The 18,085-nt window shown below is 41.9% G+C and carries 9 protein-coding genes; 5 read left to right on the top strand and 4 right to left on the bottom strand.

Annotation, left to right across the window (positions count from 1 at the left end; all coding sequences use genetic code 11):
* Positions 1–24 precede the first annotated feature (24 nt).
* The 3 genes from AC3E9U_RS14660 to AC3E9U_RS14650 all read right to left on the bottom strand — a co-directional run bounded on the left by AC3E9U_RS14660 (position 25) and on the right by AC3E9U_RS14650 (position 9,217).
* Positions 25–2,844: a zinc-dependent metalloprotease gene (locus tag AC3E9U_RS14660; protein WP_488747674.1), complete on the bottom strand. Its 2,820-nt coding sequence runs from the start codon at positions 2,842–2,844 to the stop codon at positions 25–27.
* A gap of 117 nt (positions 2,845–2,961) precedes the next feature.
* Positions 2,962–5,730 (bottom strand): zinc-dependent metalloprotease, encoded by a 2,769-nt coding sequence (locus AC3E9U_RS14655; protein ID WP_488747673.1) that lies wholly within the window; start codon positions 5,728–5,730, stop codon positions 2,962–2,964.
* 115 nt (positions 5,731–5,845) lie between these two features.
* Complete coding sequence (locus AC3E9U_RS14650; RefSeq protein ID WP_488747672.1) at positions 5,846–9,217, bottom strand: zinc-dependent metalloprotease; 3,372 nt, start codon at positions 9,215–9,217, stop codon at positions 5,846–5,848.
* A gap of 171 nt (positions 9,218–9,388) precedes the next feature.
* Between AC3E9U_RS14650 and AC3E9U_RS14645 the strand changes: the two genes are divergently transcribed.
* The 3 genes from AC3E9U_RS14645 (at position 9,389) to AC3E9U_RS14635 (ending at position 12,214) form a co-directional block, all read left to right on the top strand.
* Positions 9,389–10,327, top strand: coding sequence for a bifunctional riboflavin kinase/FAD synthetase (locus AC3E9U_RS14645; RefSeq protein ID WP_488747671.1), 939 nt, complete (start codon positions 9,389–9,391; stop codon positions 10,325–10,327).
* Positions 10,324–11,655, top strand: coding sequence for an HTTM domain-containing protein (locus AC3E9U_RS14640; RefSeq protein ID WP_488747670.1), 1,332 nt, complete (start codon positions 10,324–10,326; stop codon positions 11,653–11,655). Before AC3E9U_RS14645 ends, AC3E9U_RS14640 begins: the two co-directional genes overlap by 4 nt.
* A gap of 100 nt (positions 11,656–11,755) precedes the next feature.
* On the top strand, positions 11,756–12,214 hold the full coding sequence (locus tag AC3E9U_RS14635; protein ID WP_488747669.1) for a hypothetical protein: 459 nt from the start codon (positions 11,756–11,758) through the stop codon (positions 12,212–12,214).
* Between the two features lie 5 nt (positions 12,215–12,219).
* Here AC3E9U_RS14635 and AC3E9U_RS14630 read toward each other — a convergent pair whose 3' ends face one another.
* Entirely contained in the window at positions 12,220–12,978 is a 759-nt protein-coding gene (locus AC3E9U_RS14630; RefSeq protein WP_488747668.1) for a UDP-2,3-diacylglucosamine diphosphatase, read from the bottom strand.
* 242 nt (positions 12,979–13,220) lie between these two features.
* Between AC3E9U_RS14630 and AC3E9U_RS14625 the strand changes: the two genes are divergently transcribed.
* Together AC3E9U_RS14625 and AC3E9U_RS14620 are read left to right on the top strand one after the other, a co-directional pair.
* Positions 13,221–13,523 (top strand): hypothetical protein, encoded by a 303-nt coding sequence (locus AC3E9U_RS14625; RefSeq protein ID WP_488747667.1) that lies wholly within the window; start codon positions 13,221–13,223, stop codon positions 13,521–13,523.
* A gap of 11 nt (positions 13,524–13,534) precedes the next feature.
* The coding region (locus AC3E9U_RS14620) for a beta strand repeat-containing protein (protein WP_488747666.1) at positions 13,535–18,085 on the top strand (4,551 nt) is incomplete at its 3' end.

The following is an 18,085-nucleotide window of genomic DNA, read 5'->3' as shown; positions in this document are numbered from 1 at the left end:
TTTTTTTATGATGTTTAAACTAAATTATTCGATAACGATTTTCTTAGTTTCTTTTTTGTCACCATCCTGAACAGTTACGATATAGATTCCTGACTGAACATTGCTAAGAGCAATATTCTGTTGGAAAGTTCCAGTATTCTGGAAGCTCTTGTCAAATACCAAACGACCTCTTAAATCGTGAACTCCGATTTTGATTTCGTTAGAAGTATTAGATGTAAACTGAACGTTGAAGTTACCGTTGTTCGGGTTAGGATAGATTGAGAAGTTTTCTAAACCAAAAGTCTCAGTAGCTAAAACCGGAACGTTTTGAGAGTAACATAATTGAATTGTGAACGTATTCAATGTTGCCCCTGTAACGTTTGAGTCAACAACAGTATCTTTGAAATATAGTTTCCAAGCACCTGCACTGTTATTTCCGTTATATCCGTTGATGTTAGTGTTAGAATAAGGAATGAAAGAAGATGCGAAAGCTCCGTTGTTTGTGTTAGCACAGTTAACAGCATTACCTGCAGTGTCAAACCATTTGTTCATGTTTGCACCTGTACAAGTAGTGTTGTTGTACCATAAAGCTGTATTCAAAGATGCTTGCCATGGAGCCATTAACAACAAGTTAATTTGGCCAACATTAGGGTGAGTAATATTAGCATAGAAGTTAGCATCCGTGATTGTGAATGAATCAGTGATATTCATTGAAACTCCAGGGTAGGAAGTACCTGTACTTTCTGTAATACCTGAATTCAGGTTGAATACATAATCAGAACAAACGTTTTGTGGCTGATAAGTATAGTTTCCGATTGCAATGTTTTTTGTGTTAACATTGAAGAAGATGTTTCCTGATGCTTTTACCATTACACGACAGTTAGCAAACGTTACGTTTGGAACTGTAATAGTCTGTGTTCCGTCATTTGGTGTGTTGGCAAGTAAAACTGTACCCCATGTAGCGCCGTTATCAGTTGATAACAAGATGTCTACGTTTGTACCACCAGGACTTGTGTTTGTACTGTTAACAGCCCAAGTAATAGTTTGTGTAGAACCTTGTGCCCAAACAATACCGTCTGTATTTTGAGAAGTTACCGTAAGTGGTCCTTTTGAAGCGTCCACAGTAACAACCATGTCGTCAAATTTAGTTTGAGCCACTTTAACCGGAGCTGTAGCGCTGAACGCTGCATTATCTCTTACAGTCAATCGGAAGTTCAATGTTCTTGCTACTGAGCTTAACGCTTCTACAACGATATCAGCACCTGCAGTAGTAGTCTGTCCGTTAATAACTGAAGTCATGTTAGGGAAATATCTAACCGGTGAAGCTGTAGGACTGTACGTTCTGAAGTTAGGACCAACAGTTTTAGTGTCAGAAGCAGCACTGCTTGCGCCTGTTACAGCAGCAGTTCCGTTATCGTACTGTTCCCAGCAATAAGTTAGGGCATCACCTGCATTTGCATCTGTCCCAACTCCTGTTAACATGAACGGTGTGCTTTTCGGGATTGTATAGTCTGCTCCGGCATTTGCAGTAGGAGTAGCATTGTTTGCAGTAACACTAGTTGATACCGGACAAGTTTTTCCGGATAAATTAGCTTGAATTTGTGCGATAGATGCAGCGTGGTAAATATCAATTGAGTGCGCAGCTACGTCTTCGTTAGTAATACCAGCGTATCCCATGATAGTTACACCTGATCCAACTTCCATGTTTACACCGCTTCCTTCGTTTGAGTTAGAGAATGTGTGGTTTCCTCCTAATTGGTGACCTACTTCGTGAACTACATAATCGATGTCGAAGTTATCTCCCATTGGGATTCCGTCACCAGGAGATGTAAATCCACTTCCTTTGTTTTTGTCAGATGTACTTGCAGTATCGTTAACACAAACACATCCAATACAACCTGCATTTCCACCACCACCGGAAGCACCGAATAAGTGACCGATATCGTAGGCAGCATTGTTGGCAGCTAAAGAAGTACCTGCTCCTGTTAAACTTGAACTTAAAGTGTTTTGCAACTCAGCGTTCCATGCTCCTCCTGCTCCAGCAGCAGCAGCAGAGTAAGGATCCGTAAGTGGGTTGTAATAAATTACGTTAGTTGAAGCAGCAACCAAATTAAGGTGAAGCGCTAAATCTTTTTCGTAAACACCATTACAACGTGTTAAAGTAGCGTTGATAGCAGCTAAAACCAATCCTACCTGAGCAGAACTGCTAGCGCCGAAGTAATTTGAATATTCTGCTGTTACGGATTGTGCTAAACGCATCGTTCTCAGCGTTCCGTCACTGAATTTTCCGGCAGCATTTTGTGCTTTTGGAGTAATTCCTGCAAACATTTCATTGTCTTGTACTGAACAAGTCCAAGGTAAGCTTCCTTTTTCTCTTTGGGATTTGAACACAGCATAAACTCTGTGATCTTGAGAGTAAGGCTCCATGAACTCATTTGGTTTGTCAGTTCTGAAAACCATTGTTTGTATTCCCTGTGGAGAAATACTTAACTTCAAAGTAGCATATTTATCCGTAATACCTTTTCCTGAATAGGCGCGGATTTCTGGAAATTGTGCCTGTAAGTCAGCTTCGAAGTTAGAAGCTTCATACATTTCAAACTGTTCTAAACCACCATTTGCATTCGGCAACGTAATGATAACCTTTTGGTTAGATTGTCCGTTTTGAGTAGCAAACAAAGTTTGTCTTAGCTGAGTCAGATTCAACTCATACAAATCAAATTGTTTTGGAAACGAAAGACGGGCTACTGCCTTATCGGTAGTAAGCTTAGCGCTTTCTCCTTTGTAGGATGACCAAAACTTATCGCTCTGTGCATATCCAGTCGATATTGCGAAAGCGGCAAGAGTTAAGAGTAAATTTTTTTTCATTCCAAGTGGAGTTAAGTTTGTAACAAAAGTAGATTATTTTTTTAGAATCGCAAATTTTGTGGAAAAAAATAAAAAAGGCGTCAATTAAGACGCCTTTTTATTGAGTAATTGATAAAATTATTTTATGGAGATTTTCTTAACTTCTTTTCTGTCGCCATCCTGTACAGTTACAAGATAAACTCCGGATTGAACATTGTTAAGCTGAATGTTTTGATTGAACATACCTGAGTTGTGGTAGTCTTTTTCAAACACCAATCGGCCTCTCATGTCGTGAACTCCGATTTTAACTTTGTTTCCAGTGTTGGAATTAAATTGAATGTTAAAGTTACCGTTGTTTGGATTTGGATACAATGTGAAGTCTTCTAAACCAAAGTTTTCAGTAGCCAATGTTAATGTCTGGCTACAAACCGTTAATGTGTAAGAGTTAAGTGTTCCTGTGTCTACAGCGGCATTGTCGTTTACTCCAACAGTCCATGTTCCATTGGCCGGGACACCATTGAATCCGCTAAATGGTGTGTTTGGAATGATGTTTCCTGTGATGGTAGCAGCACATGCAATAGCAGAACCCTGGTCGTCAAAGGTCGCGTTGATATTATCATTGTTCGTACATGAATTGGCGAAAGCTGTAATCTGAGTTCCCTGAGGATTTTTCAATACTATAGATACATCGCTGATATAAGTATGCGATACATTCACCTGAAGGTTAACATCCGAAACGTTATTGGTATCCGTTACGTTTACGGGTGCAAAAGTGTACGCTAAAACATTATCCGGAATACTTACCGGAACGGAAGTCGCCGTATAAGAATTACAGGTTGTTGTTACTAAATATCCAATAGCAAAAGGAGTAGTATTTACATTAAAGAAGATGCTTCCGGATGCTTTTACCATGATTCTACAGTTAGCGGAAGTTACGTTAGGTGCGGTAACGGTTTCGGAACCATCATTAGGTGTGTTACTTACCAATGTGGTCGGGAATGTTAATCCACCATCGGTTGATAATAAGATATCAACATTGGCTCCGCCGGCAATTGTATTTGTACTGTTTACTGCCCATGTTACGGTTTGAGTTGAATAACGGAGCCATGAAACACCTGCAGTACTTTGAGATGTTACATTTAATGGTCCTTTAGCACCGTCTACTGTTACAATCACATCGTCAAAATCGGTTTGTGCCACTTTGATCGGTGCTGTAGAACTGAACGGGGCATTGTCTCTAACAGTTAATCTGAAGTTCAGTGTTCTGGCTACCGAACTTAATGCTTCAACATTGATATCCGTTCCCGGTGTAGTTTGCTGATTAGCTAAAATTGTCGATAATTTAGGGAAATATCTAACTGGTGAACTTGATTGGCTGTATGATCTCCAGTTAGGGCCTGATACTTTTGTTGCTGATGCAGCACTGCTCGCTCCCGTTTGCGCTCCTGTCGCATTGTCAAATTGTTCCCAGCAGTAGGTTAAAGCGTCACCTGCGTTTGCATCTGTGGCAGCACCGGTTAACATGAAAGGCGTGCTTTTCGGAATTGTGTAATCCGCTCCGCCAATTGCATCCGGAGTAGCATTGTTTGCTGTGATCGTAGTTGATACCGGGCATGTTTTACCTGCTAAATTTGCCTGAATCTGAGCAATAGATGCAGCATGATAAATGTCGATAGAGTGCGGCGCAACGTCCTGAGAAGTAATACCTGCATAGCCCATGATGGTTACCCCGGATCCGACTTCCATATTAACGCCGGTTCCTTCATTGGCATGTGAGAACGTGTGATTTCCTCCTAATTGGTGACCTACCTCGTGAACTACGTAATCGATATCGAAGTCGTCTCCCATAGGGATTCCATTAGCAGGAGAGGTGAAACCACTTCCTTTATTTTTGTCTGCCGTACTTGCCGTATCGTCCACGCAAACACAACCGATACAACCTGCATTTCCACCGCCACCGGAAGCTCCAAATAAGTGACCGATGTCATAAGCGGCATTGTTAGCTGCCAAAGAAGTCGCAGGACCTGTTAAACTGGTGCTTAATGTGTTTTGTAATTCTGTGTTCCATGCTCCTCCAGCTCCGGTTCCGGCTGCTGAGTAAGGGTCGGTTGCCGGATCATAGTAAATAACGTTAGTGGATTGCGCTATTAAATTTAAGTGTAATCCTAAGTCTTTTTCGTAAACGCCGTTACAACGTGACAAAGTGTTGTTGATGGCTGCAAGTACCAATCCAACCTGAGCCGAGCTGGTTGCTCCGAAATAGTTGGAATATTCTGCAGTAACGGATTGTGCCAAACGCATGGTTCTTAATTTACCATCGTTGAATTTGCCGGCTACATTATTGGCACTTGGAGCAATTCCCGCAAACATTTCATTGTCCTTTACGGAGCAGGTCCAAGGTAATTTTCCTTTTTCTCTCTGCGATTTGAAAACAGCATAAACTTTGTGATCCTGAGAGTAAGGCTCTATGAATTCATTTTCTTTATCAGTTCTGAAAACCATGGTTTGTATTCCCTGCGGGGAGATGCTTAGCTTCAAAGTGGCATATTTATCCGTGATACCACGCCCCGAATAGGCTCTGATTTCCGGAAATTGTGCCTGTAAGTCAGCTTCAAAGTTAGACGCTTCGAACATTTCAAACTGTTCTAAACCGCCATCCGCATTCGGTAACGAGATGATGACTTTTTGGTTTGGTAATCGGTTTAGCGTTCCTAGTAAGGTTTGTTTGATGTGATTCAGATTCAGTTCATACAAATCGAACTCTTTGGGGAAAGAAATTCTGGCAACACCTTTGTCGGTAGTAATTTTGTTACTATCGCCTTTATAAGCTGACCAAAACTTGTCGTTTTGAGAATATCCTGTGGATACCGCAAAAGCTGCTAAAGTTAAAAGTAATGTTTTCTTCATTTTTTATAAGGTTAGTTTTCTCAAAAATAAACAATATTTCGATATTTAGTTATTTTTTTAATAATGGTAATAAAAAAAGCGCCGTTAAAGGCGCTTTTTCTTTAAGAGATATTCTTTATTTTATGATAATGCGTTTTGTGGTTTGATTTTCTCCATCCAGAACGGTTACCAAATAAACACCTGCCTGAGCGTTGTTTAATTGTAGGTTCTGATTGAAAGTACCTGTATTTTGATATGATTTTTCAAAAATTACTCTTCCGCTCATATCGTGTACATTAATCTTGATGTTGTTGCCGGTAGCGGATTCAAACTGTACATTGAAAGAACCGTTGTTCGGGTTAGGGTAAATTGTGAAATCTTTCAGGTTATTATCTGTAACACCTGCTGTCTGTACGGTACAGATGTTTAAGCTCCAGCTGTTTAAAGTTCCTCCGTCCTGATTGAAACCGTCGAATATTCTTAAAGTCCATGTTCCGGTAGAACTCTCATTGTTGAACGCGGATAAAAGCTGAGTAGATTTAACGGTTCCTGTGATTCCAGGGTTTGTACCGCAAACAACATTCGCACCTGCGTCGTCAAAAGTAGCTACGACATTTTGGATATCTGCACTTGTACAAGGTTGTACAAATAATTGTACCTGAGTTCCTGCAGGGCTGATTAAAGTTGCCGTTAAGTCATTGATCCAAGTGTGAGTTAAATTCATGGTAATGTTAACATCACCAATTGTACCTCCGCTAGGAATGTTCAATGTCGAATTTACGGTTACGTTAGCCGTTGTTGCAATAGTTAACGGAACGTTTGTTGAAGCTGTTGTTCCGCATGCGATAACTCCGGTTGTGAATTTGTATGCTGAACTGTATGTTCCGCTACAAGAAGAGTTTTTAGGAAGAACTCTCCAGTAATAATCCGTTGCCTGAGTTAATCCGGAAACACTGTAGCTTGTTGTTGTAGTGTTTCCTGTGCTAATAATGTTCGTGAATGTATTATTTGTAGAAACCTGTACATCATATGAAGTAGCATTGGCGTTCGCCGGCCATGTTAAATTTAAGTTTAATCCCTGACCTACCGCATTGTTTGCCGGCGTAGATAAAGTCATTACTCCAAAATTAGAGTTAAACAATTCGAAATAGTAAGGAACCGTTTTGCTGGTAGCTCCTGAAGTTGCAGTTACAATAATATTGTAAACTCCTGCAGTACTTGCTGCTGTATTGCTTACTGTCATTGTTACGGTACCGTTTGAACTGCTCATGGAAGTCGGAGAGAAAGTTACAGTTGATCCTCCAGGATTTCCGGCTGCAGTAAAAGTTGTAGTTCCACTGAAACCTGCCAACGCTTTGTAGTCAATAATGAATGATGTATTTGTTCCCTGACATGCAGTTTTGAATTGCTCACCAGCTACCCCATTGAATCCAACGGCAAAAGTTGAAGTTGGAGCAGCAATTGTAAAGTTCGCATTTGAGATATCGTAGAATATATGATTGTTTCCTTTAACCATAACTCGGTTGGTTGTGCCTACATTGTTAGGAACGGTTACCGTCTCAGTTCCGTCATTAGGCACTTTGCTTGCTAATAATATTGGGTATGTCAAACCACCATCAGTAGATAAATAGATGTCCACATAATTACAGTTTACACCGTTAGCTGTTGTTCCGGCTACGGCCCAAGTAACAGTCTGATTAGTTCCTACTGTCCATGAAACAGCAGTGTTAGGTGTGTTAACCGTGAAAGGTCCTGCAGTTCCATTCACTGTAACTACCATGTCATCAAAGCTGGTTTGTCCCACTTTAATAGGAGCCGTTGAGCTATACGGTACATTATCTCTTACTGTTAATCTGAAATTTAATGTTCTTGCAACAGAACTTAAAGCTTCTACGTTGATTCCGTCATTTCCTGTTCCGGCCGTAGTCTGACCACCTGCAATAACAGTGGCTAAAATTGGCATATAACGCACCGGAGAGGCTGTTGGGCTCCATGATCTCCAGTTTGGTCCGATTGTTTTAGTTGCGCTGGCCACACTGTTGGCGCCAGTTTGTGCACCACCGTCATCATTTTGTTCCCAACAGTAAGTTAAAGCATCACCTGCATTTGCATCTGAACCTGAACCGGTAAGGATGAATGGTGTACTTTTTGGAATCGTGTAATCCGGTCCGGCATTAGCCACCGGCGTCGCATTGGTTCCGGATAACGAAGTAGTTACTGGGCAAGTTTTTCCTGCTAAATTTGATTGTATCTGCGCAATTGAAGCCTCGTGAAAAATGTCGATTGAATGCGGTGCAATATCTTGTGATGTAATACCGGCGTAACCCATAATGGTAACACCTGAACCCACTTCTTTATTCACACCTGAACCTTCATTACTGTTTGAAAAAGTATGGTTTCCTCCTAACTGGTGTCCAACTTCGTGTACCACATAATCGATGTCGAAGTTGTCTCCCATTGGGATACCGTCTGCGGGCGAAGTGATTCCCGCTCCTTTATTTTGGTCTGTAGTACTCGCCGTATCGTCTACACATACACATCCGATACAACCTGCATTTCCACCACCTCCGGTTGCCCCGAACATATGTCCGATATCATAAGCGGCGTTGTTTGCGGCTAAAGATGTTGCAGGTCCGGTAAGGCTTGTGCTTAAAACGTTCTGTAATTGTGCATTCCATTGACCTAAGTTTGTTGAATACGGGTCAGTTGCAGGATTACAGTAAATTACGTTTGTAGTGCTGGCAATTAAATTCAGGTGTAATGCTAAATCTTTTTCATAAACACCATTACAGCGCGTCATAGTTGCGTTGAACGCAGCAAGTACAAGGGCTTTATCAGCAGCGGTTCCTGCAGTTGTGGCGCCGAAGTAAGCTGCATATTCCCCATTACATGATTGTGCCAGACGCATTGTTTTTAATTCACCGGCGCTGGATTTGTTTGTGTTTGGAAGTTGTTTGTCTACATTATTCATTAGAGCATGATCATCAGTGGAACAGCTCCATGCTAATTGACCTCTTTCTCTTTGTGAGTTGAAAACCACATAAGTCCTTCCGTCGACAGAATAAGGTTCCATAAACTCATTTTCCTTGTCGGTTCTGAAGACCATGGTTTGGATTCCCTGTGGTGAGATACTCAGTTTTACGGTTGCGTATTTGTCGGTGATCCCTTTACCTGAGAAAGCTCTGATTTGTGGGAACTGTGCCTGTAATGCCGGCTCAAAATTGGAAGCTTCATACATTTCAAATTCTTCCAGTTGCCCTTTAGTGTTTGGTAAGGTAATGATTACCGTTTGTCTGGACGACTTGTCGGTAATAGAAAATAAGGCCTGTTGTATCGGGCTGATGTTTAAGTCATAAAGATCAAACTTTTTTGGGAAAGTTTGCCTCTTTACATTTTTTGAGACCTCGATTTTTTGTCCTGAACTTGGTTTCCAAGCCTTGTCAGTCTGCGCTTCCGAGGAGAGTGTACCCCAAAAAGCAACGAGCGAACAGAGTAAAATTCGTTTCATTTAAGTAAGTTTTTGTTAGTTAGGTTGTCAAAAATACACTTATTTTTTATTTTTTTAACAAAACACCTGCTTTTTTTGTTTTTTAACAAATTGAAATTCAGTATTTAAAAACAATGGTCTATCCTTTTTGAATTAAAATAACAATAATTACCTTTGCGCAAACATTATAACTTGAAAATAGTTTCATCCATACAGGAATTCAATTCATCGGTCGGGACCGTTGTTACCTTAGGTACTTTTGACGGGGTTCATATCGGTCATCAGAGTATATTGGATAAGGTGATTTCTTCGAGCAAGAAACTGGATTGTGAAAGTTTGGTGCTGACTTTCTTTCCGCATCCGAGAATGGTTCTGCAGCACGATTCGGAAATCAAACTTTTGAATACCATTGAAGAAAAATCACTTCTTTTAGAAAAGGCCGGAATCGATAATTTGGTCATCCATCCATTCAATCAGGAATTTTCCCAACTTACCGCAGAAGCTTTTGTCAAGGACATTCTTGTGGATAAGTTCAATGTAAAAAAAATCATCATTGGGTACGATCACCGTTTCGGAAATAACCGCACGGCTACTATTGATGATTTAATTAAGTTTGGTCTCCAATACGGTTTTGAGGTAGAACAGATTTCCGCGCAGGAGGTGGATGCCGTTTCGGTGAGTTCGACAAAAGTGCGTAATGCTTTGGATGCCGGGAATGTTGCTTTGGCCGGACAATACCTGGGATATGATTATTTCTTCTCGGGCACTGTTGTTGAAGGTCGTAAACTTGGACGAACGATCGGCTATCCGACGGCAAACATTAAAATAGACGAAAATTATAAACTCATACCTAAAAACGGTGTTTACATTGTTTCGGCTGAAATTGAGGATAAGAAGGTGTACGGAATGATGAACATTGGCGTAAATCCCACGGTAGGAGGTATGACCCAAAGTGTTGAAGTGCATTTTTTTGACTTGGATCAGGATCTGTACGGTAAGAAAATTACAGTTACCGTTTATGAGAAAATCCGTGATGAACAAAAGTTTCCTTCGGTGGATGATTTAAAAATGCAATTGAAAAAGGACCAAGAGGTATCATTAAGGTATATAGCCAACCGATTTTCAAAATGAATTCCAGGCTCTTCAAGTCAATAGACAATGCTCCTTTAATTATTTTCAGAATATTTTTCGGATTACTGTTTGCCTGTGAAACGTTCGGCGCTATTCTAACCGGATGGGTGAAGAATAATTTCATCAGTCCGGAATTTACTTTTTCCCACATTGGAATGGAATGGTTGCAGCCGTTACCGGGTTACGGCATGTATTTTTATTTTGCTGCGATGGGCTGTTTGTCATTAGCCGTTATGCTTGGTTATAAATATAGGTACAGTCTTGGCGCGCTTACTTTGCTTTGGGCAGGAGCGTATTTCATGCAAAAAACTTCTTATAACAACCATTATTATTTATTGCTCCTTATTGCTTTTATCATGTTGTTTCTGCCCGCCGACCGATATGCTTCTCTGGATGTAAAGGCAGATCCCAGCCGAAAAAGATTGTCAATGCCTGCCTGGTGTTCCGCGGTGCTGATCTTTCAGGTAGCTATAGTCTATTTTTTTGCAACCATGGCAAAGTTGTATCCGGAATGGCTGGACGGAACTTATACGCGGATTTTGTTTTCGGACATCCGGAGTTTTCCGATGATTGAACAATTATTTTTAAATCACCGCTTTCATCTTTTTATTGCTTATGCCGGAATTGCTTTTGACGGTTTGATTATTCCCTTGTTGTTTTGGAAGCGGACCCGAACAATAGCGCTTTTGGCTTCCCTTTTCTTCCATTTGTTTAATTCCTATTTTCTCAAAATCGGGATATTTCCCTATTTCGCATTGAGTTTTGCGGTTTTTTTCTATCCGCCGGAAACCATAAGAGCGCTTTTTTTTAAACGTAAACCGGCCTTCGTGGCGGAATCTGAGAACGAGGGAATAATTGGACAGAAGCTGTTTTTATGGTTTTTTGTTCCGTACTTCATAATTCAATTGATATTGCCGATCCGACACTGGCTGGTAAAGGGAGATGTTTTGTGGACGGAAGAAGCCCATCGTTTAAGTTGGCGGATGATGTTACGCGAGCGTAAAGGAACCATTGCTTTTCGCGTAATAGATACGAAAACTCAAAGCAGGATTTATTATCCGGTGGAAGATCATCTGACGCGCAGGCAGTTCGAAGGAATGTCAGCCAAACCGGACATGATCTGGCAAATGGCGCAGAAGATAAAATCGGAATTTCTTCAAAAAGGGATCCATGTCAGCATTTATGTCGACTGTTGGGTCTCCATTAACCACAATGTGCCACAGCAACTGATCGATCCTAAAGTAGACCTGGCGGCAGTCCCATGGGATTATTTTTGGCATAACGAATGGATTTTGTTGCCCGAAGACAGAAAAGAGATTGGCCTGTGATTTTTGAATTCGTGTTGTAAATTTTTGTAACTTAGTGGATTATAGATAGTTGGATTTTAAACTTTCTAAGATTCTTTGTTTAACTAAAAAATTTACCATTATGTTACGCAGAAAAGAATTTAAAAACGGTTGTATTATTTTTCTTGGTATCGGACTTTATTTTCTGTTAATGGAAATGTTAGGTTTAGCCGATCAGTTGTATTTGCGATTCCTTAATGTTTTTATTGTGCTTTATGGTGCCAGCCGAAGTATCAGAGCGAATTACGCAGAAGGTAATTACGAATACATGAACAATTTTATGTCAAGTCTCATGACTTCCTGTATCGGGGTAGGTTTAAGTGTTTTCGGATTGATGGTTTATATTCATGCCCGCGGCGGAGAACATTACCTGGCTTCACTTTCGGACGGTTTTATGTTTGCCGGCGGAAAAGCCCGAATTAATGAATATTGCATCGGACTATTGTTTGAAGGAATCGCTTCTTCTCTGATAGGCAGTTTGCTGCTGATGCAATACTGGCATGGAAAGATTCCGAAAACCGAACATTTTACGGATAGATGATGTTGCTAATGATTGAATCGCTTTAATTCGAAGTTGGTTCCGTCAAAAACACCATAGGAAAAATACCCTATCCAGTCACCCAGATTAAAGTAATGGGAATCCTCTTTTAATAAAATCTCAAGGGGTAAATGTCTATGGCCGAAAATGAAAAAATCATAATGCTTTGCCTCCAGCTTTTTCTTCGCATATTGGTATAGCCATTCGTGTTCTTTCCCTAAGAAATTAACGTCTTCTTTCCCGGAAATCAATTTGTTTTTTACCGAAAGGTGTTGGGCTAATTTAACACCAACATCGGGATGCAGCCATCTGAAAAGCCATTTTGAAAACGGATTGGTGAAGACTTTCTTCATTCTTTTATATCCGGTGTCGCCAGGACCCAGGCCGTCGCCGTGTCCGATAAAGAAATCCTTGCCGTTGATCTTAAAGTGCCTTGGTTTATGGTATACCGGGATGTCGAGTTCTTTTTCAAAATAATCGTACATCCATAAGTCATGATTCCCTACAAAGAAAAAAATAGGGATACCACTATCGCGAAGTTCCGCCAACTTTCCCAAAACCCTGACAAATCCTTTCGGAACCACTGTTTTGTATTCAAACCAAAAATCAAAGAGGTCGCCCAAAAGAAACAGGGCGTCTGCATCTCGTTTGATTTCATCGAGCCAGGCTACAAATTTTTGTTCTCTTGGGAAGCTTAATTCAGCAGTTGGAGCTCCAAAATGCTGATCAGATGCAAAATATACTTTTTTGGCTTCTAGGGTCTTCATATATAAAAAATGAGAATCCAAATATAGGGAATGTAAATTACTTTATAATCCGGTTTCGTTTAAAGTCAGATAAAAACGTTGTAGGGGAATACGCAATAATTTTTTACGATGCAAACCTTTACATGTTTAAAAAAAATAAAAAAATATTTTTTTTGTTAATTTTTTGTAAATTAGACCTGCTTGTATCGATAAAACACACGAAAAAGTCGGTAAAGTGCAAAAAACATTTAAAAATGATGAAAATGAAACATTTATTTCTTTTGTTGTTATTTTTTCCGGTATTTCTTTTTGCTCAGGAAAAAGTAAAAGTGCAGGGTAAATTGGAAGGGACTTATCAGGTCGAGTTTCTTAAATCTGCCAAAGCACCAATTGCCGTTACAGGCGAAATCCTTGAGAAGATTGAATCGGTGCGCGAAGAAAGCAAAGTTGCTTATTTAACCGTTAATGATGAGTGCCGAATCAGGATTCTTCCCAAACGTGATCTTTCGATGTCGTCAGGAAAAAAACTTGAAGAGTTTGTGATCGTTGAAAAATTCACTAATTAATCTGGCAGTTGATGATGAAAAAACTACTCTTTTCTTTTTTTTGTGTAGCTTTATTTTCGGCAAAATTATTTGCCCAAACCCCCGGAACTACGCCTTGTAGTGCCATACAGCTATATCCTTATACTTCGTGTGGAAATTCAAGTGGCCTCCAATATGCAGGACATTACCAAACGGAAATGGGGGATGGTGTAATGGTTACCATGACAGGAACCAGCACGATCAATCCGGCTTGCACCACAGATAACGAAACAACTCAGGCTGTGGAATGGCTGATGGTAACCGCTACCACAACATCGTTTACAATAACTAACCTGACCAATTATTCCGGTCCCGGGGCTGCTACGGCAGAAACAAGGGATTATGCTGTTTATTCGGGCTCATGCGGAAGTTTAACACAAGTTTCGTGCACAGCAAATGTGGCGTTAAATGGGACTGTAAACGTGACGGGACTGACGGCTGGTCAAACGTATTATATTATGGTATCACAATCTGCCGCCGCTTTTTCGGGCTATCCGACGGCCAACGCAGTGGCGACCTGTATTACGAGTACGGTTCCTCATACGCCAGCCAACGATGTATGTAGTAATGCATTTGTTTTATTAAATAATGTGACATACACCTCGACGAATGCAGACGGAACTGCAGATGGGCCAGCGGTATGTCAGAATCCGGCCTCCGGAAGTGTTGAGAATAATACTTGGTACCAATGGTGTGCGCCTTCTACCTGGACGCCTGGTCAAACCGCATTTTTAAATGTGAATAATCAGGTTTGTAACAGTACGCAAGGCTTACAATTGTCGATTTATGACGCGTCTACTACTTGCGCGCAAATTACTGCCGGTACGGCGACCTCATTGGTTTGCCAGAATCCAGGGGCAACCACAAATTACAACTATACCTTTACGGCCAATCCTAATCAATGTTATCTGATCGTTTTGGATGGTTTTGCAGGAACCTCATGTACCTATAGCATTCAGGTTTCCGCAACAGCCAGCACCTGTGTTACACCGCCGGTGGTTACAGCCACCGCAGTTACCCCAACCGTTTGTCCGGGCGGTTCAACGGTTTTGAACGCAACCTGTTCGGGAGGCGGTTGTACAGGGATTACTTATACGTGGTCACCGACAACCGGACTTTCAGGAACCAGCGGGGCAAGCGTAACCGCTACTCCGGTCGTTACCACAACGTATACCGTTACCGGAACTACAGCTACTTGTACAGCAACCTCTACCGTAACAGTTACTGTTAATCCGCTTCCGACAATTACGTTGACTTCAGCAGCGGCTACAACAAATCAGACGCTTTGTATCAATACAGCGATTACGAATATTACATATTCGGTAGGTTCAGGTGCTAGCGGTGCTACGGTTTCAGGATTGCCTTCGGGTGTAACCGGAACTTATGCGGGGGGTGTTTTCACAATCAGTGGTACACCGACCGTTTCAGGAACATTTAATTACACGGTTACTACAACGGGTGGTTGTACTCCTTCGCCTACGGCCACCGGAACAATCACGGTTAATCCGCTTCCGACAATTACGTTGACTTCGGCAGCAGCTACAACAAATCAGACGCTTTGTATTAATACAGCGATTACGAATATTACATATTCGGTAGGTTCAGGTGCTACCGGTGCTACGGTTTCAGGATTGCCTTCGGGTGTTACCGGAACGTATGCGGGGGGTGTTTTCACAATCAGCGGGACACCGACCGTTTCAGGAACATTTAATTATACGGTTACGACAACAGGTGGTTGTACTCCTTCGCCTACGGCCACCGGAACAATCACGGTTAATCCGCTTCCGACAATTATGTTGACTTCGGCAGCAGCTACAACGAATCAAGCACTATGTATCAATACGGCGATTGCGAATATTACATATTCAGTAGCTTCAGGTGCTACCGGTGCTACGGTTTCAGGATTACCTTCGGGTGTAACCGGAACTTATGCGGGGGGCGTTTTCACAATCAGTGGTACACCGACCGTTTCAGGAACATTTAATTACACGGTTACTACAACAGGTGGTTGTACTCCTGCGGCTACGACAACAGGTACGATCACGGTCAATCCTTTGCCGGTTACACCATCTGCAAGTGTAACGACTCAACCGACATGTATTGTGTCGACGGGTGTTATTACAATTTCTGCTCCAATAGGTGCTTCTTTTGAGTATAGTATAAATGGTACCACCTATCAGGTAAGTCCGGTTTTTAGTGGATTAGCGCCTGGGACATACAATGTTACGGTTCATAACACCGTAACGGGTTGTTTTTCTGCTGCTACTGTTTTGATTGTTAATCCGGCTCCGGGAGCGCCAATTGCACCTACGGCGAGCGTCACTAGTCAGCCGACATGTACGACTCTCACTGGGACAATTGTAATTACATCGCCACTTGGTGCGACATTAGAATACAGCATTAACGGAACAACATTTCAGTCAGGCACAACCTTTTCGGGCGTGGCCCCTGGAACCTACACTGTTATTGTTAGGGATACGGGTTCCGGATGTTCTTCAGCAACATCGGTAACGGTTAATCCTATTCCAGCAAATCCTTCAGCGCCAACAGCAAGTGCCACGGTTCAGCCAACATGTAGTTTGGCAACAGGAACTATTGTTGTAACAGCTCCAACAGGTGCGGCTATGGAATACAGCATTAATGGTGTTAGTTATCAGTCAGGAACCACTTTCACAGGATTAGCTTCCGGAACTTATAATGTGACGGTTCGTGATACAGCTACGGGTTGTGTTTCGTCTGCTACATCGGTAACGGTTAATCCAATTCCGGCAAATCCTTCAGCGCCAACAGCAAGTGCCACGGTTCAGCCAACATGTGCGTTCACAACAGGAACTATTGTTGTAACAGCTCCGACAGGTGCGGCTATGGAATACAGTATAAATGGTGTTACGTATCAGTCTGGAACCACTTTCACAGGATTAGCTTCCGGAACTTATAATGTAACGGTTCGTGATATGGCTACGGGTTGTGTTTCGTCTGCTACATCGGTAACGGTTAATCCTATACCAGCCAATCCTTCAGCGCCAACAGCAAGTGCCACGGTTCAGCCAACATGTACGTTCACAACAGGAACTATTGTTGTAACAGCTCCGACAGGTGCGGCTATGGAATACAGTATAAATGGTGTTACGTATCAGTCTGGAGCCACTTTCACAGGATTAGTTTCCGGAACTTATAATGTAACGGTTCGTGATACGGCTACGGGTTGTGTTTCGTCAAGTACATCGGTAACGGTTAATCCAATTCCGGCTAATCCAACTGTTGCTGTGGCTACAATTGTTTCTCCAACAACCTGCGCTGTTTCTACGGGTAGTATAATGGTTACGGCTCCGACAGGCGCAACATTAGAATATAGTATAGACGGGGTGACTTATCAGTCAGGAGTACTATTTAATAATTTAACTCCGGGGACTTATGCGGTAACGGTTCGCGATACCAGTACAGGATGTGTTTCGTCAGCTGCATCATATACTGTTAACCCTGCTCCAGGAGCTCCGGTTGCTCCGATGGCGAGTACAACTGTTCAGCCAACTTGTACAACACCGACAGGTACTGTAGTGGTTGCAAATCCGGCAGGGTCAACGATAGAATATAGTATTGATGGAGTAACGTACCAATCATCAGTTACTTTTGCCGGAGTACTATCCGGTACTTATAATGTATCCGTCAGAGATACCGCTACGGGTTGCGTTTCATCGGCTACATCGGTAACGGTCAATCCTACTCCAGTAGCTCCAACGACGCCTATTGCTACAGCGACGGTTCAGCCGACATGTATAAATCCGACAGGAACTATTGTCGTGACAGCGCCACTTGGGACAGTTTATGAATACAGTAGTGATGGTGTTGTTTATCAGTCATCAAGTACATTCAGCGGACTGTCATCAAATACCTATATTATAACGGTGCGTGATACAAGTACGGGTTGCATTTCTTCGTCAACTTCTGTAACGGTTGGTCCAATTTCAAATATTACTTCCTTACCAACATCTACTGTTATTTCACCGTTAACGTGTGCAACAAGCACTGGTAGTATTACGGTTACCAGTCCTATTGGAGCAAATTATGAATATAGTGTGAACGGAACGGTGTATCAGTCTTCAGTATTGTTTTCAGCATTAATGCCAGGCTCTTATAATGTTACTGTCCGTGACGTAAATACGGGCTGTGTTTCACCTGTAAGTACAGAAATCGTTAATCCGGCTCCAGGAGCTCCCGGAAGTCCAGTAGCTAGTGTGAATGCTCAGCCTACCTGTAATGTTCCGACAGGAACTATAGCGATTACCGGTCCGACAGGTGCTAATTATGAATATAGTATTAATGGTACGACCTATCAGGCATCTACTGTATTTGCAGGATTGGCTCCTGGTTCATACAGTGTGACAGTGCGTGATACAACTAGCGGATGTACTTCGTCAGCAACAATTGTGATTGTTAATCCTTTACCGGCAAATCCAACGGTTCCGGTAGTTAACATTACGACGCCTGCTACCTGTACACTTCCTTCAGCGACAGTAACAATTACTTCGCCTGTAGGGGCTAAT

The sequence above is a fragment of the Flavobacterium sp. 21.1 genome, assembly GCF_057801535.1.
This window is presented reverse-complemented; position numbering and strand designations above follow the sequence as displayed.

Coding starts and splice junctions, on each gene's coding strand:
- AC3E9U_RS14660 (WP_488747674.1), bottom strand. CDS start 2,844: ATGAAAAAAAATTTACTCTTAACTCTTGCCGCTTTCGCAATATCGACT.
- AC3E9U_RS14655 (WP_488747673.1), bottom strand. CDS start 5,730: ATGAAGAAAACATTACTTTTAACTTTAGCAGCTTTTGCGGTATCCACA.
- AC3E9U_RS14650 (WP_488747672.1), bottom strand. CDS start 9,217: ATGAAACGAATTTTACTCTGTTCGCTCGTTGCTTTTTGGGGTACACTC.
- AC3E9U_RS14640 (WP_488747670.1), top strand. CDS start 10,324: ATGAATTCCAGGCTCTTCAAGTCAATAGACAATGCTCCTTTAATTATT.
- AC3E9U_RS14635 (WP_488747669.1), top strand. CDS start 11,756: ATGTTACGCAGAAAAGAATTTAAAAACGGTTGTATTATTTTTCTTGGT.
- AC3E9U_RS14630 (WP_488747668.1), bottom strand. CDS start 12,978: ATGAAGACCCTAGAAGCCAAAAAAGTATATTTTGCATCTGATCAGCAT.
- AC3E9U_RS14625 (WP_488747667.1), top strand. CDS start 13,221: ATGAAACATTTATTTCTTTTGTTGTTATTTTTTCCGGTATTTCTTTTT.